Here is a 24,839-nt window from a genome sequence, read left to right on the forward strand (position 1 = left end):
TTATCCCAACTCAATCACCGCGCTGCTGCTTTGCAGTTTCAAACAATAATACCCGTGGCCGACCTCTTCATAAGAAAGGCCTTCCGCGCTTTGGATCTCCCGGCCGGTCTTCAAGAAGAACGCCTGGTCCGGAATCGCGCCCCGGCAGTTCAGCCGGATCTGGTTTCCGTCCTGCTGCCACTCGTACTCCAGCGACTGGTAACTGTTCACGTAATTCTCCGTATTGGACAGCGTCTTGGACGTCAGGAAATGCGTTTCGTCCAGAATCTGGTCCTCGAAATAAGCAATTTGTTCTTTGTCCAGGTCCCAGCTGGCGGTCTCGTCCTGCGCAATCAGCAGGTTTACGTCAAAGGCGTGGGACACCATTCCGTAAGCGGAGAGCACGGATGTGATCTCGAACAGATTGCCTTCTTCCATGTTGTTGCCCTGGCTGGCGCAGGGGAACGCAAAATAGTCGTCCTGCACACGGAACGCCTCTTCATCCGAAAGGCGGCTGCGCACGGCGGAAAGGGTCACGCCCGGCGGCGTCAGCATGGCTGGGTCAAACTCCGTCTGCCCCATCAGGGCCAGGCCGTTTACCTGATAGCGGTCAAACACACTGGAAAAGGAGTTCAGCAGCTCTTCGTTGAACACAAGCGCATCGTCCCGGCAATCGGCCGCGTAAACCAGCTCGCCGCCGTACTGCAGGGCGGATTTTCCGATGATGGTGAACAAACTGTCGTTGACGCCGGTGAACATTCCCGCATCCGAAGACTCTGCCAGAATGGCGGAGGTATACGCCACTTCGCCCCGCAGCGCTATGCCCTGGAACTGGGGCCAGACCACGTCCCGGACGAAAGCCTCGGTGGAGCAGCCGTACAGCTTCATGCAAAGCTTGTCGTTCACATAGGTGACCATGGGGAAGTTGTCGAGGAAAATCGTCTTCAGCCCCACCACCGGATACAGGAAGGAGTCGGCCACCGTACCGATGGCGCCTGTCAGCAGGCCGCAGCAGTTCCGGTCAGCCAAAAACGTGCCGTTGATGACACAGCTGGTCCCCTGGCCGTAGGGATACGTGTACAGAACCGGAACTTCCTTTTCCGCATCCTGCACATAGACCTTGGCATCGGGGCGCACGCGGACCCACGTGGACGCGTTGTAACCGTCGTAGGTCATCTCCTCCGGCTGCACCGGGAACAGATCTCCCACAAAGGCCAGCGTGTTGTAATTTTCCTTGATGGTTTTTTCCATAATGCCCAGGAACGGATTCAGATAAGAATCGATGTTTCCCTCGGGCAGACCGGCGGCAAAAATCACGCGTCCGCCGTTTTCCACAAACTGCCCCAGCTGATACAGATCCGCATAGTCGCTGATGGCGTCGCTGCAGAAGATGACGATCGTGTTCGTATCCAGCGAAGAAAAATCCACAAAGTCTGTGGCTTCCACAGGCAGCTTCAAGTCATCCAGCAGACGGCGGACATTCTGGTAAAGATCGCCGTAGATCTCGCGTTTGCTCTCGCCGGTCAGCACGAACGTAAGCTGCTGGGTGCCTTCCCAATTCTGGTCGGGCATGGCCGAAACCACCGGGTCCGCGCTGCGCTCGATGCTGATGTGGCTGGCGCGCTCTTCGTTGATGTTGTACAGCATGAAAATCGTGCTGATGACCAACACCACCGATATCACATAGAGAAGTCTTTTGGTCGATAACATGATTTAAGTCCTTTCAAGCCAGTAGCGCAGGCTCTCCAGACCGGACGCGCTCAGACGAACGCCTGCGTCTGCCTGAAGCTCCCGGATGCACTGATCAAACTGCGCCTTGTCGCGCTGCGCATAAAACATGGCCAGCATTTTCATATAGCAAGCCTCGCTGCGCAGCGCCGGGCGGTGCGTTTTCCAAAGCTGGAGCGCCTGCCCGTACTCCTTCAAATCCACAAGGAAGCGCAGATAGGTTTTCAGGATCTCCCCGTTCAAACCGGCCAGATCTCCGCCGTGGGCCTCCCGCACGAAATCGCAGTACCTTTTTTTGTAAATGGTTGCTTCGCGGGCAGAGAGAAGGCCGCTGTCCAGAAACCGTTCCAGCTCGCCCAGCATCTGCTCAAAAAGTTCTTCGTTGTTCGGGTCCGCCTGATGCGCTTTCAGCGCCTGCGTCCACTCCTTCTGGCGGGCGGCGTAGACCTCCATTTTCGCCGCGGCCACGTAATGGGCGGACTCGGAGTCCTCGTCTGCCTCGGCAGCCAGCAGTTCCCGATAATTGCTGTGAATGTCCTTGCGCAGCTGGTTCAGCAGCAGCGACCGCTTTTGGAAGTTGTCGCTGACCGCCATCGCGTCTTTCACAGGCACCACGTTCAGCTCTCGTTCCACATCCACCTGCTCGGTGTTTTTGGGAATGGCCAGACGCTTCACCAGCGAATCGCGGTCATAGTGCTGTTTCAAAAACGTTTTCTGAATCCACTGGGGCGCAAAGTAAAACACAAAGCCCAGCCCCGGCAGAAACAGGAAAAACAGCACCAGCCCGATGGATTCTTTCCGCTTTGCGCGATACAGCGCATAGGCAACCGTTCCCATCAGGTTGGCCAGTAAAAAGAGAATCAACCACTTTGCCATGTGTCACACTCCTGCCTCTGCGAAGCGGCTGCTCACCTGCGACAAGATGCCTTTCTGCTGCAACCGCTCCTGAACAAGCTTCACCGCGTCCGTTCCCGTATTGTTCAAAAGCACATAGTAATGCCCTTCACCGTCTGTTCCCATATGATCGGCCGTGCGGAACAGCGAGCCCAAACGCTCGCTGACAGCCTGGGCATTGCCCGCTGTCGTCAATTCCAGAACACAGAATTCCGCCACGCCCTGCTCCTGCTTTTCGCGGGCGATGCGCACCATTTCCTGGAAGGCCTCTTTTTTGAGCACCAGGGAACCGTCCACGTAACGTGCCTGCCGGGTAATCTGCTCATAATCCAGCGCACGCGCCATGGACTCGGAGACCAGAAGGCCCATGGTTTTCAACAGATTCATGTGATACAGCGTGCAGTTTTTATAATCCAGCGAACGGATGACGATCACAGCGATCGTCTTGGAATGATACTGCACCGGCAGGACCACGGCCGGCTCCCCGTTCCAAACATCGCCCTGATACAGATCACCCCGGGCAATGGCTGCTGCAAGAGCTGCGTTGGAAGCAATGTTCCAGGACTTTCCGCCCATGGAAGAGGCGTCATTCAATGCATTGACCAGACGCAGATACGTACTTTTGGGGTTGACCGTGTACACAGCCACGGTGTCGGTTTCCACCAGCTGCGCCACCACATGCAGAATCTCCAGGAAGATTCGGTCCGGAGACAGAACCATCAGCCGCTCAATCAGGCTGTACAGCTGGGGAATGCTCTCCTTGGAATCCAGAAGACGTTTTTCGTATTCGTTCTTGATCACAACGTTCTGCGCATTGATTGCTTTCAGTTCACGGAAGTCATTGGACACCATCTCGTAGCCGCGGCGTGTATCACGCACTTCTTCACGCAGCATATCCACCGTATAGCTGACCGCCACACCGAAGAACACGAACTCCACCACAGTGAGAACGCTTTGGGCGTACGAATAGAAGTTGGTCATTTCCAGCAGACTCAGGTCCTGGGTGGCCAGATAAGCGCCCGAAGCCAGAATGACAGCCAGCGCGCTTTGCCGCAAACCATAGAACAGGGAAATGAGCACCACATAGATCAGCATCCAGTTGATCTGTGAAAACAGCGAGTGGGAAGACGTCAGCAGATACAGCGCCAGGAAAATGGCAAACACGACCACGTTTTCGCCCACACGCCGCACCCCGGCCGGGATGCCGCCTTTTTTCTCCTGCTTTTTAGCCTGGTGTTCCTGATAGGCCAGCTGTCGGTTTTCAAAAAAGGCTGTCAGCTTTTTGAAATCGGTCCACTCCAGTTCCTTTTTAAGGCGCACATTACTGATGAGCGTGCCCGATTTTGTATCGGAATCCGTCAGTTCTACAGCCGCGTCAAAATACTTTTTCAGCGCTGCACACAGCGTTGCGGCGGAAACCGTAAAGCTTCCGCTGACATTGTACAGGTGCGCCGTACCGGTCTCGATGATGCGTTTGAGCGCCTCGGCCAGATCGCTGACGTGCAGCGGCTGGAATACCTCACCCTCGCCTGCGGGCAGGGAGGACTCGGTTTTTACCTGCCGGATCAGGCGGCTGAGAAAGTCCCGGCCGTCGTCTGCGCACTGCTCGGAATAAATCTGTGAAGCGCGCACGGTCACCGTTTCAATGCCGTAGCGCTTGGCAAACTGTGCAACCATGTACTCGCCCTGGGCCGTCAGCATTCCCTTGGTGGTCACGGGGCTCACGCGGTCCGTCTCTTCGAACACCGCTTCGCCCTCTCCGTACACTTCAGAGGAAGACAGATAGACAAACTTTTCCACCTTCGTCTGCGCGGAAAGGCCCAATACCCGAGAAAGCAGCGTCAGTTCCTCTTCGTCCCATGCATCCAGCCTGCTGTTCATGGCTTCTTTCCCTGTGAACACCACCACCTGCGGTGAAATGGATTCAAACAGATTTTTCAAAATATCCGGATTTCTGCTCAGCTGAAAGAAACGATACTTCACAGCCGCAGAGAAGTTTCCGTAAAAATCATTTTCCGAGAGAAAATAGACGTCGTTTCCCTCTTTTTTCATCTTTTCTAAAAAAAACTGCGCCAGAGCGTCTCTCTCGCCGATCAAAGCCACTTTCATTTTTGAATGATTCCTCCTCCATCACTGCTCAAGTTCCGTATCTCGTGCGTTCAATGAATCAGATGCAGCCGCTGTGCCGCGGCTTTTACTTCGCTGCGGCGCTTTACGCCCAGCTTGCCCAGAATGTGACTGACATGCGTTTTTACCGTTGGAAGCTTGATGTCCAGAATCCGGCCGATCTCCGCATTGCTTTTGTTGGCACACAAAAGCTGCAGCACCTGCAGTTCCATGGCGGACAAAGGCGCTGTCATCGCCTTGCGCGGCTGCAGGTAATCCGGATACAATGCCGCCTGCTGCCGCGTCAGACGTGTCAGCTTTTCAAGAAACGCCGCATCGCCGTCCCAGCCGCAGCTTTCCAAAAGCGGCAAAATCGCCGCGCCATACTGCGCTATCGGCCGGAAAAAGCCAAAAGAAACGGCAATGTCCAGCGCGTCACACAGTTTCTGACGCCAGCGCTTATCGCCCAGCCGGCAAAAGGCGATGGATGACAGCACATCCAAATAAATGCTGTCAATGTATCGGGAACAGATTTTACAATAGGGCTCCAGCGGTGCCAGCGTCAAAAGCGCCGTCTCTTCATCGCCGAAGGCCAGTTCCACCATGGCCTGTGTAAAATACTGATACCGTTTCATGGTCCAGAACTGCTGGGGTTTTCGGGGCGCCCGCTCCCGGTACCACTCATCCACCGCTTCATCGTTGTCCATTCGGAGGTTGGCCCGGCAGATCATGGCATCCAGATTCGGAAGGAAGCGCGTCTCGCCGCATGCCTCAAACCGCTCGCGCAGATTTTCCAGGCTGCTCCGCGCGTCCGCCGAGTGTCCGCTGTCCATCTGCATCCGCGCCAGAAGACCCACGGCCCCAAACTCGATGTCCGGTGTTCCGTCCCGCCGGATGCGGTCGATGTTCTGCAAGATCCACACGATCCGGTCCCGGATGTCTTCACCTTTTTCAAATTCGTTCTCGGCCGCAGCGCAATCCAGCATACACACGCCATCCCGACCCAGCACGGCTTCCACCGGTGCGCGCATCATGGTATATAAGCGCTCGCTGTCTTTGCCCCAGGGGGAATAGTCCTTTCCGCCGTTCAAAAGGCTGGGCAGCGCATCGGTGACGGAAAAGGGTGGAAGGCGAATCTCCCGGGCCGCCAGCTGCCGAAACAGTTTTGGGAACATTTCAATGGAATTTTCCACTTTCCGCTGCGGCAGCGAGATGTCCAGCCAGGCCAGACGGCCGCGGGCATCCCGTGCATCCGCATCTCCGGGCTGTCGGGACTTTTCAAATTCGGCCAGTTTCCGGTACCAGACTTCGGACTGCTCGTAATCCATGCACAGCGCACACAACATGCTCATAGCCTGCATCAGCGCCGGGCTGGACAAAATTTCTCTTTCCGGCAGCGCGCGGTAATAGGGTTCCATGTCACAGTAATGCCCCATTCCGGGATGCATTTCGGCGTTCTTCACCAGCAGCTGTGACACTTTGCTGTAATCTCTGATGCGCGAATAGCACTCCAGCGCCCGGCCGTACTCTTCCCGCAATTCGTAGTAAAGGCCGCCCCGGCCGTACAAGTTTCGCCGCTGCTCCTCGCTGTAGTTCTGCTCCAGTTCCCACAGCAGGAACTGGCGGAACAACGGCCAGAAATACCAGCAATCCAACCCTTTCTGATGCATCATTGTAGTGGTGCGCTGCAGCTGAAGCAGTATTTCTCCCGCTCGGCTGCTTCCGCTGACGATCCGGGCCAACTCCGTGGTGATGCACTCAAAAGGAGCCAGTTCCATAAGCAGACGCCGTACCGGCAGTTCCAAGCGGAGAAAAACCGTCTCTTCATAATATAGAAAGATCTCCTGCCGCACCTGATTGGAAACGGCCTTGCCGTAGGCATCGCCCCGCATCATCCGGCGGGCCAGCAGGCTGATTGCCAACGGATAACCTGCGCTCTGCCGATAGATGGACGTCAGCATGACATCCGGGACCGATACACCATACGCTTCCAAAAGCTGGCCGACGCTCTCCCTGTCCAGCAGCAGATCCTGCGCGCGAAACACCGCCAGCATGCCGACGATTTCAAAGGGTACCAGCCATCCCGGCACAATGCCGCGGCTGAGAAAGACAAAGCGCCGGCGGGGATTCTCCCGAATCATTTCACACAGTGCCCGCTGCAGTTTTTCGTCGGTCAACTCCTGCAGATCATCCACCACAAGCAGGTTCCAGCGGTCTGAAACGTCCGGTAACTGAAAATCGGGCGACCCGGCCGACACCTCAATCATGCGGTTGCCTGCCAGAATCGCCCGTATTGTTGTGGTCTTTCCGAATCCGCAGGGCGCACTGAACAGAACTACGCGTCCATTTTCCAGCGCCGCCTGCACCTGTTCTTTCAGCTTTCTTCGAAAAACAACGGGTTGTGCCATTTCTCTTCCCCCCTCACAAGTGCCTGAACTATTATCAAAAGAGAACAACACAGAACCCGGTGGCACCCCTTCATGCCACCGGATGTTTTGTAAAATTAAAATAAATATCAAAGCAAAAGTGAAATAACCCTGTGAAACAGCGCAAAAGCCCGCATTTCCCTCAGAAAAAAGACCCCAATTACTACGATTTTACTACCCAGGGATGAGCTTTGATACGAAGAAAAGCCGGGAAATGCAAAGTTACGGTGAAAACGCGAAGCCGTCTGCCCCACAGCAGGCGGCTCTCGAATATCCTCAAATCGCACATTTGCGGCACTGTTTCCTTACATATATAATAGAAGCACAAAGGAGGAGTGCCAAATGAGAAAGCGGAAATTAAAGATATTTCTTACCCCTACGGAAAACAGCATTGTAATCCAAAGCCTCAACCACCTGCGCAACGCCCTGCTCCGGGAAAACAGGGACACCGGCTGCCTGGACGAACTTCTGCTCAAAGTGATGTGCGCCCCGGTAAAGAAGATGTAAAATTACATATCGCTTCTTGATGAGCCGCTTATTCTTTTCAGAAAGAGTAAGCGGCTTTTTTCATGCCCACCTTTCGGATTTTCCGCATACATAGCCGTCCGTCCTGCCAACGGGCGGCTAAATCTATGAAGAAGGAGGACATGAAAATGCCGGAACAAAGAAGCCGCCCCAGGGATAGCCGCGTGATCGCGCTGGCCAACCAGAAAGGCGGCACGGGCAAGACCACCACGACGGTGAACCTGGGCATTGGCCTGGCGCGTCTGGGAAAAAAAGTCCTGCTCATCGACGCAGACCCCCAGGGCGACCTTACCACCTGCCTGGGCTGGCAAGACCAGGACAGCTTACAGACCACGCTTGCTACCGTCATGGGAAAGATCATCCGCGACGAGCCTTTTACCGCAGACGAGGGTATTTTGCACCACAGCGAAGGCGTAGACCTCATGCCTGCCAATATTGAATTGTCAGATTTGGAGGCCACTCTTGTCAACGCCATGAGCCGGGAGATCACTTTACGCACCTATGTCAATGAAGCAAAGAAAAATTACGACGTGGTGCTCATCGACTGTATGCCGTCCCTGGGTATGATTACGATCAACGCCCTGGCTGCGGCGGACAGCGTGATTATCCCGGTGCAGGCCCACTATCTGCCCGCCAAAGGCATGACCCAGCTTATCAAAAACATCACAAGGGTAAAAAAACGGATTAACCCGGCCCTGAAGGTGGACGGGGTGCTGCTCACTTTGGTAGACGGACGTACCAATCTGGCCCGCCAGACGGCGGAAATCCTGCGGCAGACCTACGGGAACGTATTAAAAATCTATCGTTCCGAGATTCCCGTAGCCATCAAAGCCGCAGAGACCAGCGCAGCGGGCAAGAGTATTTACGCCTACGACAAAGGAAGCAAAGCGGCCCAGGCTTACGCGGAGTTTTCAAAGGAGGTGTTGGCGGATGGCGAAAAGCAACGGGCTAAACTTCAATCTTCCCTCAGTCGATGACCTGTTTTCCACGGAGGAAGAACGGGCCGAGGCAAGGCTTGAAAAAGTCGTCAACCTTTCGCCCTCGGAAATCAGCGACTTCCCGAATCACCCGTTTAAGGTGCGGATGGACGCAGCCATGCAGGAAATGACGGAAAGCGTGAAGCAGTACGGCGTTTTGGTTCCTGCCCTGGTACGACCCAAGCCGGAGGGCGGCTATGAGATGGTGGCCGGGCACCGCAGGAAAACGGCGGCGGATTTGGCGGGGCTTGCGGAAATCCCCTGCATTGTGCGGCAGCTCACCGACGATGAAGCCACGATCATCATGGTGGATTCCAACTTGCAGCGGGAGCAGATCCTGCCCTCGGAGAAGGCGTTTGCCTATAAGATGAAGCTGGACGCGATGAAACGGCAGCAAGGCGAACGTACAGATTTAACTTGTGCAACGGTGTTGCACAAGTTGGATAGTAAAAGATCACGTCAGATACTTGCGGAACAGTCTGGCGAGAGCCATGAGCAAATACGCAAATATATCCGCCTTACCCACCTTATCCCGGAAATCCTGGAGCTGGTAGACAACTCGGTACTCAAAGACCCGGATATGCTGCAAATTGCCCTGCGCCCAGCGGTGGAGCTGTCTTACCTGCGAAAAGAAGAACAGGCCGACTTATTCGCTATCATGGACGAGATGGACTGCACCCCGTCCCACGCCCAGGCCATCAAAATGCGCCGGATGTCCGAGGCGAAAACCGGGGCGGAACAGCTGTCCAAGGACGCTATGGCGGTTATCATGGAGGAGGAAAAAGGCAATCAAAAAGAACAGTTCAAAATCCCAAAGGAAAAAATCAGCCGGTTTTTTGCGCCGGGGACGCCCACGCAGAAGATCGAGGACACCATTGTCAAGGCGCTGGAACTTTACCGCAAACGCCAGCGCAGTTTAGAGAGATAGCCCACTCACAAGGGGGAAGTGCGCCCATTTGCGGGGAAACGGCAGCTTGTGCCGGTTCCCCCTCTCCACACCTCACCCCTTCCAAACAACCTAAACAGCCTAAAAAAAGAAGATATTTGGGGAGCCTGGATGTTTATAGAAAGCTCCGGCCTCTTTTCCACAGGCAGACATCGGGCTGCGAGAAAAACCGGGCGGGTCTCTCTTTTTTAGACAGTAACCAACACAAGCCGCAGCACATCGGAAACGGTGTGCTTTTTTTGCGGCCATTTCAAGGAGGTAACACGATGAAAGCATTGAGAAAGCCCCTGTCCCTGTTCATGGCCATGCTCATGTGCCTGGGCATATTCGCAGGGACGGGAACCACAGCGTTTGCCGCAGGGGAAACCATGACGACGTATATGGTGGAGTTCCCCCGTGCCAGCGACCCCAACAAGGCAGGCTGGGGACATTCCGCTATGAATTTCCTGGGCGGATGGTCTACCGGCGAAAATAACGGTTTTACCATCCACACGCAGGATTCCTTTAACGGGAAAGTCATCTACTGTATCGAACCCGGCGTCGGCGTTCATTCCGGCGACCAGTTTACTGGCCGGGGCGAGGACTTCTGGGATGATTACCCGTCCGATCTGAACCCCACTATTCCACCGGACACCATCAAGGAATATATCGGGCGGATTATGACCTATGGATGGCAGGGCAACGCCAGCACCTCATGGATGACCGATGACCCGGAGGATGCCAGCAAGATGGCCGGGGCAATCGCCACCCAGCTTCTTGTCTGGGAAACCGTCGTGGGTGAGCGCGACAGCCAGTTTAACCATGTGGACGCCAACGCCCAGGGCAAGAACAATATCGCGGAATATATCAGCCCGGAGAATCCCCTTTACAGCGAGATCTTCAGTCAGTATTCCGCCATTGAGAGCGCGGTCAAGCGCCACACTATGCTCCCCAGCTTTTTCAGCAGCACCGCAGACGCCGGTGCCTATGAGCTGAAATGGGATGGCCAGCAGTATTCCCTCACTCTCACGGATGAAAACAATGTGCTGGGAGATTACACCTTCTCCAGCAGCACCACCGGCCTGAATTTCTCTGTGGATGGCAACCAGCTCACCATCACTTCTGCCCAGGCCATCAAAGGCTCTGTGACCATTAAGGCGGAAAAAGTGACTGCCCAGCGCAGCGGTGTTGTAGTTTGGACAGACGGCGTTACTGGCGGCGGCAAGCAGGACTTTGCCACCTACGGGGAAACCGTTTCCGACCAGATGGTAGGCTATCTGAATCTGGAAGTGAAAACCGGCAATATGAAGCTGATTAAGACTTCCGAGGATGGACAGGTAGCCGGGATCAACTTCACCATTACCGGCGAGGGGTACAGCGCCACCAAGACCACCAATGAGGCGGGCGAGATCGACATCTCCGACCTCAATCCCGGCGTTTATACCGTAACCGAGCAGTCGATTGATAAGTATGAACCCCAGGAAACCCAGCGCGTGACCATCGTCAGCGGCCAGACTGCTACCGTGAATTTCAACAACAAGCTGAAGCGTGGCAGCCTGGAAGTGACGAAAACCAGCGAAGACGGGCTGGTGGAGGGCATGACCTTCCACTTGTACGGCACATCCCTCTCCGGGCAGCCGGTGGATGAGTATGCTGTGACGGATTCCAGCGGTGTGGCGCGCTTTGAAAACGTGCTTATCGGCACAGGCTATGTATTGGAGGAGGTGGATACCCCCATCCGTTATGTGGTGCCGGATTCCCAGACAGCCACCATCGAATGGGGTGAGATCACCCAAAAGAGCGTGAACAACGTGCTGAAGAAGTTCCGCGTTACCGTTACCAAGAGCGATGTGGAAACGGGTACGCCCCAAGGCGATGGTTCCCTGGCCGGCGCTGTGTATGGGCTGTATAAGGGAGATACCCTCATCGACAGCTTCACCACGGACGAAAACGGCCAGTTCACCACTGGATATTACGTCTGCGATTCGGATTGGACCGTGCGTGAAATCAGCCCCAGCGAGGGCTACCTGCTGGATTCCACCATCCACAAGGTGGGTGCGGAGCCGGAGCTTTATACCATTGAGCTGAACGACACCGCCAACGACGTGACGGAGCAGATCATCAAAGGCAACATCGCTATTATCAAGCATACCGATGACGGGGAAACCCAGATCGAAACCCCGGAATCCGGCGCGGAGTTCCAGGTGTTTTTGAAAGCTGCGGGCAGCTATGAAAACGCCGAGGAATCCGAGCGCGATGTTCTCGTCTGCGATGAGAATGGCTTTGCACAGTCGAAGAAGCTGCCCTACGGCACCTATATCGTCCGCCAGACCAAGGGCTGGGAAGGCCGTGAGCTGATGGACGACTTTGAAGTGTATATCGCCCAGGACGGCCAGACTTACCGCTACCTTATCAACAACGCTAATTTTGCCAGCTTCATCAAGGTGGTCAAGGTGGACGCGGAAACCGGCGTCACCATCCCCTATGCGGGGGCCGGGTTCCAGATTTACCGTCCCGATGGCAGCAAGGTGGAAATGACCTTCACTTATCCGACGCCCACCACGATTGATACGTTCTACACCAATTCCGAGGGCTATCTGGTAACGCCTGAAAAGCTGGAGTATGGCACGGGATATTCCCTGGTCGAAGTCCAGGCCCCCTACGGCTATGTACTGGACAGCACCCCGGTTTACTTTGATGTGACCGAGGACAATTCCAGCGAGGAAGGCGGCGTGACGGTGATCGAAGTCACCAAACCCAACATGGCCCAGAAAGGAATCATCAAAGTCAGCAAAACCGGCGAGGTATTCTCCTCTGTAATAGAAAGCGAGGGCATTTACCAGCCGGTGTACGAGGTGCAGGGCCTGCCCGGTGCGGTGTTTGAGATTACCGCCCTGGAGGACGTCTACACCCTGGACGGCACCCTGCGCTATTCTGCGGGCGAGGTAGTGGACACCATCACCACCGGCGAGGACGGGACGGCCCAGAGCCAGCCCCTCTACCTGGGCAAGTTCCAGGTGAAGGAAACCCAGTTCCCCCATGGCATGGTGGATACCGGCGAGAACGTCACCAACGTGGAGCTGGTGTACGCAGGCCAGGAGGTGGAAGTCACCGAAACCTCTGCCAGCTTCTACAACCAGCGCCAGAAAGCCCTTGTGACGCTTGACAAGGTGCTGGAGCAGGATGAAACCTTTGGCATTGGCATGAACGGCGAGATCTCCGCCGTGACCTTCGGCCTCTATGCCCAGGAGGACATCACCGCAGCGGACGGTTCCGTGATCCCGGCAGACGGGCTTCTGGAAATCGTTTCTGTGAATGAGAACGGCCAGGCCGTTTGCAGCACCGACCTGCCTTTCGGCAGCTTCTACCTGAAAGAGCTGTCCACCGACAGCCATTACCTGCTGAATGGCGAAACCTTCCCGTTTACCTTTGAGTACGGCGGGCCTTCCATTGCCGTGGTAGAGATTTCTGCCAATGATGGCGAGGCTGTCACCAACGAACTGATCCGCGGCGAAATCAAGGGCCTCAAAACCGATGAGAACGGCACGGGCCTGGGCGGGGCCGTCATTGGCCTGTTTCAGTCCGATGAAACCGAGTTTACCGCCGAAAACGCCCTTGCCACCACTACCTCAGCGGACGACGGCAGCTTTTCTTTCACCAATGTGCCTTACGGTGATTGGGTGCTGAAAGAGCTGGAAAGCCCGGAAGGGTTCATCCTCTCCGATGAAGTGATTCCCGTTACTGTGGAGGAAGATGGACAGGTTGTGGAAATCTCCCTTGCCAACGAGCGCGTGTATGGCGACCTGCGTTTGACGAAGGTGGATAAGGACTATCCCGACAACAAATTGACGGGCGCTGAATTTGAAGTGTACCGCGATACCAATGGCAACAAAGAGCTGGACGAGGGCGACGAGTTGCTGGGCAAGCTGGAGGAAACCAGCACCGGCATTTACGAGATGTCCCACATCCTCTACGGCGGCGTGTTCGTAAGGGAAACCAAAGCGCCGGAGGGCTTCCTGCTGGATGAAAACGCCTATTATGTGGAGATCACCGAGAACGGCAAGATTTACGAGGTAGAGAACGAGGCCGGGGTTGGCTTCACCAACATGGCCCAGACTGGCTCCCTGCGGATTGAAAAGACGTCCAGCGACGGCAAGGTGGAGGGCTTCTCCTTCCGCGTGACCGGGGCCAACGGCTACGACCAGACTTTCAAAACCGATAAAAATGGCGAAATCTTCATCGAGGGGCTGCGCGTAGGCGATTACACCGTGTCCGAGGTGTCGGATGGGGCCAGCGCCAACTATGTGCTGCCTGCGGATAAGACGGTGACGATTTTTGCGGATAAGACCACCGTGGCGAAAATGCACAACGAGCTGCGCGATACCCCGAAAACCGGCGACGACAGCAAGCCCTGGCTGTGGGCGGCCCTCATGGGCGTGTCCGCTATGGGGGCTGCCGCCCTGGGCGCTGCGGCCTATGTGAGCAAACGCAGGAGGGACAAAAACACCGCTGAATAACAGCGGCTGAAATTGTGTTAGGAGGAATTGACTATGGAATTAAAAACGATCATTGCCATCGGGCTCGTGGTATTCATCATCGGCGGGCTTATCTTTCTGAAAGTCAGAAGCCGTAAGAAGTAACCAGCCGGGGCGGCCATGCGGGGCCGCCCCTTTTACATACCCAAAAGAAAGGAGCTTTTGCAGATGAAAGAACGATTCGAGCAGCGGCTTTTCCGCATATTCGCCCAGGCTGGTTACTCGCCGGTGCAACTTCTCACCGTCACCCCGGAGGAGATAGTGGAAATCCCCGGCATTACCGTTCCCAACATCCGGGCGGTGCTGTGCGTCCAGAACAAGGTGCTGGCCGACCGCAACAAAATCCGCAGCGGCAGGCTGGTGGAAGAACTGCTGAAAGAGGCCGGGGAAAGCAGGTGCGGCCATGAGTGAACTGCACCTGCTGGATATACTGGCGGCCCGGCATGGCTGCTTTATCTCCGACTTAAACCTCACCCCATTTCTGCGCAGGGCGGCCCTGTCCGACTTGTGCGGGATGGATGAGAACAGCTACCCGCTGTCCCAATGGCAGGACGCGGTGCGCTACCTTACCGGGGATGAACGGGATTTTGCCAGCATAAAGGAAGTCAAGGACTTTATTTTGAATGAAACGGAGGTTCGATGATGGATTACAGAGAGAACGCGGGATATATCATTACGGATTCCTGCCATGTGGGCGACAGCGAGTTTGTGCTGGGCGTCCATTTGACAGCGCCCCAGCAATTCGTTACCTGGAAATGCACAGGCAGGACGGATTATTATTGGGGCCACTATTTCAGCGACCTGTTTTCCGCCCAAAAGGATTTGGTGGCGCGGGCGCAGGAAGAAGTACAGTGCCTGGAAGAACAGCGGCAGAACGCCATTGCGCCGGAGGCCCCGCCTTATTCCCCATGGGGGAACGTACAGGAGTGCGAAACGCTCTGCCCCGGCGTTTATTCCGTTTCCACCCCAGGACATGGCGGCATTATGGTGCGCCGGGAACTGGCGGAAAAGGTATTCCGAAAAGAAGCACTGAACTGCGGATTTACCGAAGGCGCGTATCTTTGTTTTGAGGAGGACTGCGACGAGCCGGTGGCGCTGCGGGAGCTGATGGATAAAGGGATGTACCAGGCCCCTGTCAACGAACACTTTGCCCCCGGTGCGTATGAGGCTCTTATCAATGACAGCCTGCAAACCTTTCACGCCGCGTATTGGCAGGCAAGGGAAAAAACGCTGGCGGAGAAAGCGCAGCTTCCCAAAAAGAAAGACCGAGGTGAGGCGAGATGAAGGAAGAACGGCACATTATCTGGACAGACTACGGCCTGGACTATGAGGACTGGCGGGACGATCTGGAGGCGGATTACCCGGATTTATCCGAAGATGAGCGCATTTCCCTGATGTATGAGATCAATGGGGATTACCTGGATGATGAACGCGCCAATCTCAATGTGCAGCTTTCCCAGCCCATTTTGGTTGTAGGCGACCTGGGCCTGTGGAATGGGCGGCGCATGGGATATAAGGAAATCCCCAGCGGCAACATCCGGGACTGCCTTTACGGAGATACGGACTACTCCACATGGTATGTAGACCGCCTGGGCGACCTGTGGTGCGACGCCATCCACCACGACGGCACAAACCACTACCTCTACCGCGTTTACAAGGACAGCGCCAGCCCTTCCCAAATTGAACTGCTGAAAGAAAAACTATATCGCGGCATTGCAACCCGCGCCGATATTACAAGAGTGACCCGCAGGCTGGGCGATGACATCGCCAAGGTCTACGGTTTTTCAATTCCCCGGCAGCGGCGGGCTGCGGCTTTGGAAAGATAACAAGAAAAAGGAGGTGCGCCGGATGGCGATATTGTATAAAGCCCTAACGGAGCTGTACCGGGAAACGCAGCGCAAAGTGACGGCTCCGTCAGAGTGGCAGGCGTTTTTGGCTGCTGCCTGCCGCAATTACCGATTGACTTTTGATGAACAGTTATTAGTCTACGCCCAGCGCCCGGACGCCACCGCCGTCCTGGAGATCGAGCGATGGAACCGGCAATTTGGGCGCTGGGTAAACCGGGGCGCAAACGGCATCGCCGTTTTTGACGGCGAGCATACTGGCAAACCCCGGCTGAAATACTACTTTGACATTTCCGATACCCACGAGGCCCGTTTTCCCCGGCCTGTCCCTATCTGGACGGTGCGGGAAGAATACGCGCCGGACATCATTGAAACGCTGGAAAACAGCTTTGGAGAGCTGGAACACAAGGAGGATTTGGGCGCAGCCCTGCTCTCTGCGGCAAAGAACGCCGTGGAGGACAATATGCCCGACTATCTTTCTGAACTGAAAAGCCTTACGGAAGGCAGCTTCCTGGAAGAACTGGACGGGCTGAATCTGGAGGTAGAGTACCGCAGGGCGGTGCAGAACAGCATTGGGTATATGCTGCTGGGGCGCTGCGGCCTTGACCCATCCGAATATTTTGAAGATGAGGATTTCCGGGATGTAACCGACTTTAACACGCCGCAGACGCTGAACGCTTTGGGCGTGGCTGCCGGGGACATTTCCCAAATGTGCCTTTCTGCGATTTCGCGTACCGTCCTTGCCCTGCAAAGACAGCCGAAAAAAGAAAATCGCACATTTGAAACCCAGCCGCAAATCCAGTATGCTGTAACTGAACAGAAAACCACACAGCCGGAAAGGAGTTTTGAATATGGCCGAGATCACATACACGAGACAGGGCGACTACAACCTGCCGAACCTGCTGCCGCCCCAGGAGGAGCCGGTTCCCCATGGGAAATACGCATTGCTTCGGAGGCGGTTCCTCAAGGAGCACCGCAGGATCACCTACACGAACCTGTTGACCAGCGGGAAACTCTCCAGCCATCTGGCGGAGATCCAGCAGAGCGCCCAGCGCCGGATGGAGGAAATCGCAGCGCAGATGGCGAAGGCCCAGGGCGTGACGGAGGAACTGAAAGCCAGCGACCAGATGAAATGGGTGCAGATGATGAACAACATCCAGAACGCGGCGGAGGAAACAGTGCTGGCGGAGCTGATCTACAACTAAAGGATGAACCGGAAGAAAGCGCAGGTGGCGAACAGCTCCCTGCGCTTTTGGATGAAAAGCAGATCATGGCCGTCATCGCCAACAAGGATGACGACCTAAAGTACAAAAAGCAGCAGATCGAGCTTTTCTTTTCCGTCCACCCGGATGAGCAGGAACGGGCGGAATATCTGAAATCCGCTTACCAGGACAGGTTTACCGAGATCATCGCAGACGGGCAGCGCCTGGGATATAGACCTCAGGAGGACGGGCTGCTCATGTGGGAAGGCGCTTACCTTTCCCGCACAAAGGAATCGGTGTTTTCGTGGGATTTGGTAGCCGGATGGACGGCCCGGCTCATCGACAAAAAAGAATACTTCATTCAGACGGACATCCCAAGGCTCCCCACTCAGGAGGGCCAGCAGATGTCCCTTTTTGATTTTGCGGCGTTTCAGCAGCCAGCCCGGACGGAGGGCGCAGCGCAGCCATCCGTTTTTCCTCACCCGGCTCTGCCCCAGCAGGTGATCGACGAGGCGCTGTGTATCGGCTCCAACCACAAGCACAGCCGCCTCATCATCTGCGCCTACTTCAAAAAAGATAAGCCGGACAACGCCCGATTTCTGGCGGAACACTATGGCGAGAACGGCGCGGGTTTTTATCTGAACGGCAAAAAGTATGCCCTTTGGTATAACGCCGAGGGAATCCGCATTGCCGAAGGTGAAAGCGCTCGGCGTTCCAGCGCCGCCCTCATCCCATGGGAACAGGCGGCGGCCCGTATCCGGGAACTGCTGGATTTAGGCCGGTATATGCCCCAGAGCGAACTTGACCAGGTGGATCGCTATGAAGTCAATGCGCTGGCCGACCGGCTGCTGCTGATGTTCCGCGACATTGAGGATGAAGATAAGCGTTTTTTTCCCTCGCTGCGGGCCGTCTATGATAAACCAGGCGGGTTCCCGGAGGCGGCAGAAGAAATTGCTGGGCTTTTGAGCCGGGAAGATGGCTTACAGGCCATCCTCTCAGAATATGAAGCCTTTGCCGCCGCCTACCAGGAAAACCCGGCTATTCTGCGGTTCCGCTTTTACCGTCCGCTTGCTCTCCAGGCCCAGCTTGCAGATTTACAGCGGGAGCCGCTGCATTTTACCGCCGCCGAGGGGTATGACCCCCAGTGGCGTTTGTATATCTCCACAGACGAGATCGACAACCTTCTGCGCGGCGGAAAACGCAGCGTAGATTACCGGCTGGCCGTGTATTCCTTTTACCGCAACCATACAGACCGCAAGGAACGGGAGGATTTTCTAAAGCACTACCACGGGGAATACAGCGGATATGGCGGCGGAAACGACGATGTGACCTACCAGCTCAGCAAAGGCGTTTCTTTCAGCCATGGCAGTATCGCCGCCCCCTACGCCAAGGTGGAACTGAAATGGAGCGCCGTGGAAAAGCACGTCAGCGCCATGATCGCCCAGAGGCGGTTTTTATCCGAGGACGACCGGGCTGCCATGCCGCAGTATGAAAAGCACCAGCTTGCCCGGAATATCCGCACGTTCTTCGAGAACGTACCCCAGGAACAGCCGCACCCCTATCCGTTTGGCTTCGATTATTGGGACGCGGTGAAGGTCATCGAGCCGCAGCTTGACGACCCGGCCCGCGTGGAGGAAATCCACCAGATGATGGTTCCCATTTGGAAGGCCACCCCGCAGGGCGACCGGGTGTACGCCCTGCGCCAGCAGGCGTTTGAAAACCTCACCGCCTTCCGGCAGGGAACCTTTACGCTCTTTGCAGAGCACAAGGAGCCTGCGGCTCCTGCCGTGCCGCCCAGGGTACAGGAACCGCCCCAAAAAGAAGAAGCCCCAGACCCCTATCCTGTACTGGCTGCCCAGGTGCTGCGCCTTATTGGCGAGTTTGACGGTTCCCGTATGGACTACGGCGAGGATGACGCCCAGGCGGTGGAGAATATTGCCCGGCAGCTCCACGACCCCGCACAGCGGGAGGAACTCTATGAGCTGCTGCGCTCTTTCCTCGACCATGCCGACCCGGAGGAAGAAATCGCGGTGGATGTGGCCCTCTGCCTGGAGCAGATCGAGGCGCTGCCGCCTGCCCTTACCCCGGAGCAGGCCCTGCGGGAAGAAATCAAAACCTATCTGGATGAAGCTGGATATGCGGCGTCCGATGAGCTGATCGAGGACGGCATTTCTGAATACCGTTCCCATGGCGGCAAAGGGAACAGCCAGGATGTCGCCGGATTTATCGAGCGCGAGCTGTTAGCAGAAGAACCGGCTGCGGAAGCCATGCCATCCGGCCATGGGGACGAATACCGCCTGCTGGGCCGCCTCAAAGCCGACTGCGACTACTTCCTGGGCGCTGGCGGACGTGCGGAAAAGCATTTGTGGGCTGGGAACGTGCGGGAGCAGATCGCCAAAATGCGGGAACTCTACGCCGCCCTGCCGGAAAAGCCGGAATGGCTCACCTCGGAGGACATCGACCGCTACGCCCAGCGCATGGAGCCGCCCTACGAAGTTGCGGTGTACCACCACTTTGAAAATGGATTTGACGAACGGCTGGATTACCAAACGCTGGCAGAGGCGGAACAGGCGTCGCAGCAATATGTGGCCGGAACGATGGAGGGCGAGGACGGCTTTGCCTACGACGGCGCTGGTATCTACGATTTGAATGAGCGCCGGTGGCTGCGGGTTTACGGGGACTTCCCCGATGAACGGGCCATCGAGCAGGCGGCGCTTGCCGCAGAGGAACCACAAGCCAGCACGGAGCAGGCCGGTTTACAGCCTAAAAAAGAAGAACCGGCTCCACTGCCGCCCAAACGCCCCCGCCGTGAGCGCATTACCTTCACAACCCTGCACCCGGAAATCTCCAGGGATCAGCGCCATGATTTCCACATCACCGACGACGCCTTGGGCCACGGCACCCCCAGCGAGAAATACGCGGCCAATGCCGCCGCTATCCGCACCTTGAAGCAGATCGAAGCGGAGGAACGTCTGGCCACCCCCGAAGAACAGGAAATCCTGTCCCGTTATGTGGGCTGGGGCGGCCTTGCGGACTGCTTTGAGGAAACCAGCCCCCACTATGAGGAGCTGAAATCCCTGCTGTATTTGGAGGAATACGCGGCGGCCAGGGCCAGCACCCTGACCGCCTTTTACACGCCGCCCGTGGTCATCCGGGGAATCTACAAGGCCCTGTCCCAGATGGGCTTTACCCAGGGCAACATCCTGGAGCCGTCCTGCGGCACCGGCAACTTCCTGGGCCTGCTCCCTGCGGATATGGCGGGCAGCAAAGCCTATGGCGTGGAGCTTGACAGTATCAGCGGCAGGATTGCCCAGCAGCTTTACCAAAACGCCAGCGTTTCCGTAAACGGCTTTGAAACCGTGCAAATGCCCGACAGCTTTTTTGATGTAGCCGTGGGCAACGTCCCCTTTGGGGATTTCAAGGTGCTGGATAGGCGGTACGACAAGCACCATTGGCTCATCCATGATTACTTTTTCGGGAAAGCGTTAGACAAAGTGCGGCCCGGAGGCGTGATTGCCTTTGTCACTTCAAAAGGCACCATGGATAAGGAAAACTCCGCCGTCCGCAGGTATCTTGCCCAGCGCGCCGACCTCATCGGGGCCATCCGCCTGCCGGACAACACCTTCAAGCGGAACGCCGGAACGGAAGTGACCAGCGACGTCATTTTCCTGCAAAAGCGCGACCACATCACCGATCTGGAACCGGATTGGGTGCATTTGGACACGGATGAAAACGGAATCCGCATGAACCGCTATTTCGTGCAGCACCCGGAGATGATTCTGGGCGACATGGTGATGGAATCCACCCGGTTCGGGCCGGACAGCGCCTGCAAAGCCCGCGAGGGGGAAGACCTGTCCGATCAGCTTGCCAATGCCATCCAGTTTTTGCAGGCGGAAATCAAGCCCTACGAGCTGGAGGAGCTGGACGAGGAGGAAGATCATTCCATCCCCGCCGACCCCAATGTAAAGAACTTTAGTTATACGATTGCGGACGGCCAGGTGTACTACCGGGAAAACAGCCTCATGCACCCGGTGGAGGTCTCCGTCACAGCGGAAAACCGTATCCGTGGCATGATCGAGCTGCGGGAATGTACCCGCAGGCTTATTGAGTACCAGACCGAAGGCTACCCGGATGAGGATATTGCAGCCGAGCAGCAAAAGCTCAATGCCCTTTATGACAGCTTCACCGCCAAGTACGGCCTGATTAGCAGCCGGGGCAACAAGCTGGCCTTTTCGGAGGACTCCAGCTACTGTCTGCTCTGCTCTCTCGAAGTGCTGGATGAGCAGGGCAGCCTAAAAAGAAAAGCCGATATGTTCTCCAAGCGCACCATCCGTCCCCATGTGGCTGTCACCAGCGTTGACACGGCCAGTGAAGCGTTGGCGGTATCCATCTCGGAAAAAGCCCGCGTGGACATGGACTATATGGCGGAGCTGTCGGGGAAATCCCCGGAGGAACTGGAACAGGAGCTTGCCGGGGTGATCTACCGGGATATTCGCTGCGCGGAGAACCCGGAGGACATCCTGCCTTCTCTGGCGGATCTGGGCCGCTACCCCTTTGTCACAGCGGATGAGTACCTTTCCGGGAAAGTGCGCCAGAAACTGCGGATGGCAAAAGCCTTCCTGGAGGCGGCCCCAGCCGGGCAAAAGGAAACCGTCCGCAGAAATGTGGAGGCCCTGGAGGCTGTCCAGCCCCAGGATTTGGGCGCGGGAGAGATCGGCGTCCGCATTGGCGCGAACTGGGTGCCCGTCGAGGTGTACCAGCAATTCATGGTGGAGCTGCTTACCCCTTACGGGCAGGCCAGGAGCCGCATTAGAATCCTGCGCGCCGAAGCTACCGGCCAATGGAGTATCACGGAGAAAAACTTTGACCGGGCCAACGTCAAGGCCAATACCACCTATGGAACCAAGCGGATGAGCGCCTACCACATCCTGGAACACATCTTAAATCAGCGGGATGTGCGGGTATTCGATTATATTGAGGACGAGAACGGCAAGAAAAAGCCCATCCTCAACAAAAAAGAAACCGCGATTGCCCAGGACAGGCAGGAACTGATTAAGCAGAAGTTTGCCGAGTGGGTATGGAAAGATATTGACCGCCGGGAGCTGCTGTGCCGCATTTACAATGAAACCTTCAACGGCGTCCGCCCCCGCGAGTATGACGGGCGGCATATCCGGTTCGAGTGGATGAACCCGGAGATTACCCTGCGGCCCCACCAGGTGAACGCCATCGCACACATCCTGTACGGCGGGAATACCCTGCTGGCCCACGAGGTGGGGGCAGGGAAAACTTACGAGATGGTGGCCGCCGCCATGGAGATGAAACGCCTGGGGCTTTGCACCAAGTCGCTGATCGTGGTGCCCAATCACATCACGGAGCAGTGGGCGGCGGAATGGCTCCAGCTCTATCCTTCTGCCAACATCCTGGTAGCGACAAAGAAAGACTTTGAAACCCAGAACCGCAAGAAGTTTTGCAGCCGCATTGCCACCGGGGACTACGACGCTATCATCATCGGCCACAGCCAGTTTGAGAAAATCCCCATGAGCCTGGAGCGCCAGCAGGCCATTTTGGAGCGCCAGATTGAGGAAATCCTGGCTGGGATCGAGCAGGCCAAGGCGCAGAAGGCGGAACGTTACACGGTTAAGCAGATGGAGCGCACCCGGAAATCGCTGGAGGCAAGGCTTGCCAAGCTCAACGACCAGAGCCGCAAGGACGATACGGTCACTTTTGAGCAGCTCGGCGTTGACCGGCTCTTTATTGATGAGAGCCATTATTTTAAGAACTTGTTTTTGGCTACAAAAATGCGCAACGTGGGCGGCATTGCCCAGACCGAAGCCCAAAAATCCAGCGACCTGTTTATGAAAACCCAGTACCTGGACGAGTTGACGGGCGGGCGCGGCGTGATCTTTGCCACCGGCACCCCTATTTCCAACTCTATGGTGGAGCTTTATACCATCCAGCGGTATTTGCAGTATGGGATGTTACAGGAGATGGGCCTTGTCCATTTTGATGACTGGGCGGGGAACTTCGGAGAGACGGTTACAGCTATTGAGTTATCGCCGGAGGGCACCGGCTACCGGGCAAAAACCCGGTTTGCCAAGTTTTATAACCTGCCGGAGCTGATGGCTGCCTTCAAGGAGGTTGCCGACATCCAGACGGCGGATATGCTGAAACTCCCCGTGCCTAAAGCCAACTTCCACACGGAAGTCATGAAACCGTCCGAAATTCAGAAAGAGATGATAAAGGGGCTGGCGGAACGGGCCGAGAAGATCCACGCCGGAGGGGTTGACCCCCATGTGGACAATATGCTGCACATTACCAACGACGGGCGGAAACTGGCGCTGGATATGCGGCTGATCCAGCCCCTGGCCCCGGATGATCCTAACGGCAAGGTGGCTGTCTGCGCTCGCAATGTGTACCGTATCTGGGAACAGACCAAAGAAAAACGCTCTGCCCAACTTGTGTTCTGCGACCTGTCCACCCCCACCACCGACGGCTCGTTCAGCGTTTACGGCGACCTAAAAAAGAAACTGATGGACGCCGGTATCCCGGAAGAAGAAATTGCCTTTATCCACACGGCGGACAGCGAGGCTAAAAAGAAGGAGCTGTTTTCCAAAGTGCGCTCCGGGCAGGTGCGGGTGCTGCTGGGTTCCACGGCCAAAATGGGCGCGGGCACCAACGTCCAGGATAAACTCATTGCCCTGCATGACCTGGACTGCCCCTGGCGGCCTTCCGACCTTCAGCAGCGGCTGGGGCGCATCGTCCGCCAGGGCAATGAAAATGAGGAGGTGGAAATCTATCGCTATGTCACCGAGGGCACCTTTGATGCTTACCTCTACCAGCTCGTGGAGAACAAGCAGAAGTTTATCGCCCAGATCATGACCAGCAAGGCCCCCGTCCGTGTGGCGGATGATGTGGATGAAACCGCCCTGAGCTATTCGGAGATCAAGGCGCTGGCCACCGGCAATCCGTTAATTATCGAGAAGTGCAACCTGGATATGGAGGTGGCGCGGCTGAATATGCTGAAAGCCAGCCACTTGAACCAGGTATATGCGCTGGAGGAGCTGGTGTACCGCAAGTACCCGGAGGAGATCACCCGGCTCACGGAACGGATCGAGGGTTATGAGCAGGATGTGGCGCTGGTAGCGGCCCACCCCAAGGCCCAGGAGGGCTTCTGCGGCATGGAGGTGGATGGCAAACACTATGCTGAAAAAGAGGACGCAGGCAAGGCTATCATTGACGTTTGCACCCGCATGACTGGTTCCGACGCTGTTCTTTTGGGGCACTACCGGGGTTTTTCCATGGTGCTGGCCTATGATGGCCGAAGCAATGAGTATAGGATCACACTCAAAGGCACTCTTTCCCATACGGTGACGCTGGGGGCGGATGTGTTTGGCAATATCACCCGCCTGGACAACGCTCTGGAAAACCTGGCGGGCAGCCTGCAGGCCGAGCAGAACAGCCTGGAGGAAACCAAAACCCAGCTTGAAAACGCCCGCACGGAATTGGCTACACCTTTTGCCCGCGAGGAGGAGCTGGCGGAGAAAACAGCCCGTTTGAAAGAGCTGAATATTCTGCTCAACATGGATGAGAAAGACAAAACGCTGATGGACGACGGCCCCGACGAAGGGGAAGAAATCCCGGAAAGGAAAGTCGTGGGGCTGGAGCGTTGACACCTGTGCCGGCTGGAGCAATCCAGCC

15 protein-coding genes are annotated in these 24,839 nt (G+C 56.3%); 10 read left to right on the top strand and 5 right to left on the bottom strand.

Features of this window, described 5'->3' with window-relative positions:
• From ACKTS9_RS07255 to ACKTS9_RS07270, 4 genes are read right to left on the bottom strand one after another with little or no spacing between them, the layout of a single operon-like run.
• Positions 1 to 1,689: a DUF2194 domain-containing protein gene (locus ACKTS9_RS07255; RefSeq protein WP_407879878.1), complete on the bottom strand. Its 1,689-nt coding sequence runs from the start codon at positions 1,687 to 1,689 to the stop codon at positions 1 to 3.
• A 3-nt stretch (positions 1,690 to 1,692) separates the two neighbouring features.
• A complete protein-coding gene (locus ACKTS9_RS07260) occupies positions 1,693 to 2,583 on the bottom strand; it encodes a hypothetical protein (RefSeq protein ID WP_407879880.1) in 891 nt (296 codons plus the stop codon).
• A gap of 3 nt (positions 2,584 to 2,586) precedes the next feature.
• Positions 2,587 to 4,710: an NAD-dependent epimerase/dehydratase family protein gene (locus tag ACKTS9_RS07265; protein WP_407879882.1), complete on the bottom strand. Its 2,124-nt coding sequence runs from the start codon at positions 4,708 to 4,710 to the stop codon at positions 2,587 to 2,589.
• Between the two features lie 50 nt (positions 4,711 to 4,760).
• Positions 4,761 to 7,115, bottom strand: a complete 2,355-nt coding sequence (locus tag ACKTS9_RS07270; protein WP_407879884.1) for a LuxR C-terminal-related transcriptional regulator — start codon at positions 7,113 to 7,115, stop codon at positions 4,761 to 4,763.
• A 360-nt stretch (positions 7,116 to 7,475) separates the two neighbouring features.
• On the opposite strand from ACKTS9_RS07270, the gene ACKTS9_RS07275 reads away from it, so the two are divergent.
• The 8 genes from ACKTS9_RS07275 (at position 7,476) to ACKTS9_RS07310 (ending at position 15,921) form a co-directional block, all read left to right on the top strand.
• A complete protein-coding gene (locus ACKTS9_RS07275) occupies positions 7,476 to 7,640 on the top strand; it encodes a hypothetical protein (protein ID WP_172711436.1) in 165 nt (54 codons plus the stop codon).
• A gap of 146 nt (positions 7,641 to 7,786) precedes the next feature.
• Entirely contained in the window at positions 7,787 to 8,635 is an 849-nt protein-coding gene (locus tag ACKTS9_RS07280; RefSeq protein WP_055271144.1) for a ParA family protein, read from the top strand.
• Positions 8,589 to 9,563, top strand: coding sequence for a ParB/RepB/Spo0J family partition protein (locus tag ACKTS9_RS07285; RefSeq protein WP_055271076.1), 975 nt, complete (start codon positions 8,589 to 8,591; stop codon positions 9,561 to 9,563). Before ACKTS9_RS07280 ends, ACKTS9_RS07285 begins: the two co-directional genes overlap by 47 nt.
• 284 nt (positions 9,564 to 9,847) lie before the next feature.
• Positions 9,848 to 14,077, top strand: a complete 4,230-nt coding sequence (locus tag ACKTS9_RS07290) for a SpaA isopeptide-forming pilin-related protein (protein ID WP_407879888.1) — start codon at positions 9,848 to 9,850, stop codon at positions 14,075 to 14,077.
• A 186-nt stretch (positions 14,078 to 14,263) separates the two neighbouring features.
• Entirely contained in the window at positions 14,264 to 14,506 is a 243-nt protein-coding gene (locus tag ACKTS9_RS07295; RefSeq protein WP_064786477.1) for a hypothetical protein, read from the top strand.
• Entirely contained in the window at positions 14,499 to 14,738 is a 240-nt protein-coding gene (locus ACKTS9_RS07300) for a hypothetical protein (RefSeq protein WP_055271079.1), read from the top strand. Before ACKTS9_RS07295 ends, ACKTS9_RS07300 begins: the two co-directional genes overlap by 8 nt.
• Complete coding sequence (locus tag ACKTS9_RS07305) at positions 14,735 to 15,379, top strand: DUF7007 domain-containing protein (RefSeq protein ID WP_064786475.1); 645 nt, start codon at positions 14,735 to 14,737, stop codon at positions 15,377 to 15,379. The genes ACKTS9_RS07300 and ACKTS9_RS07305 overlap by 4 nt, the downstream gene beginning before the upstream one ends.
• Entirely contained in the window at positions 15,376 to 15,921 is a 546-nt protein-coding gene (locus ACKTS9_RS07310) for a hypothetical protein (RefSeq protein ID WP_025487996.1), read from the top strand. Before ACKTS9_RS07305 ends, ACKTS9_RS07310 begins: the two co-directional genes overlap by 4 nt.
• Before the next feature lie 154 nt (positions 15,922 to 16,075).
• On the opposite strand, the gene ACKTS9_RS07315 is transcribed toward ACKTS9_RS07310, so the two are convergent.
• Positions 16,076 to 16,810, bottom strand: a complete 735-nt coding sequence (locus ACKTS9_RS07315) for a hypothetical protein (protein ID WP_407879892.1) — start codon at positions 16,808 to 16,810, stop codon at positions 16,076 to 16,078.
• Here ACKTS9_RS07315 and ACKTS9_RS07320 point away from each other — a divergent pair.
• Positions 16,791 to 17,144, top strand: a complete 354-nt coding sequence (locus tag ACKTS9_RS07320; protein ID WP_055271085.1) for a TnpV protein — start codon at positions 16,791 to 16,793, stop codon at positions 17,142 to 17,144. The two genes, ACKTS9_RS07315 and ACKTS9_RS07320, sit on opposite strands and share 20 nt — an antisense overlap.
• 65 nt (positions 17,145 to 17,209) lie before the next feature.
• Entirely contained in the window at positions 17,210 to 24,811 is a 7,602-nt protein-coding gene (locus ACKTS9_RS07325) for an LPD11 domain-containing protein (protein ID WP_407882093.1), read from the top strand.
• Positions 24,812 to 24,839 lie beyond the last annotated feature (28 nt).

This window comes from Owariibacterium komagatae, from assembly GCF_045865535.1.
GTDB lineage: Bacteria > Bacillota > Clostridia > Oscillospirales > Ruminococcaceae > Ruthenibacterium > Ruthenibacterium komagatae.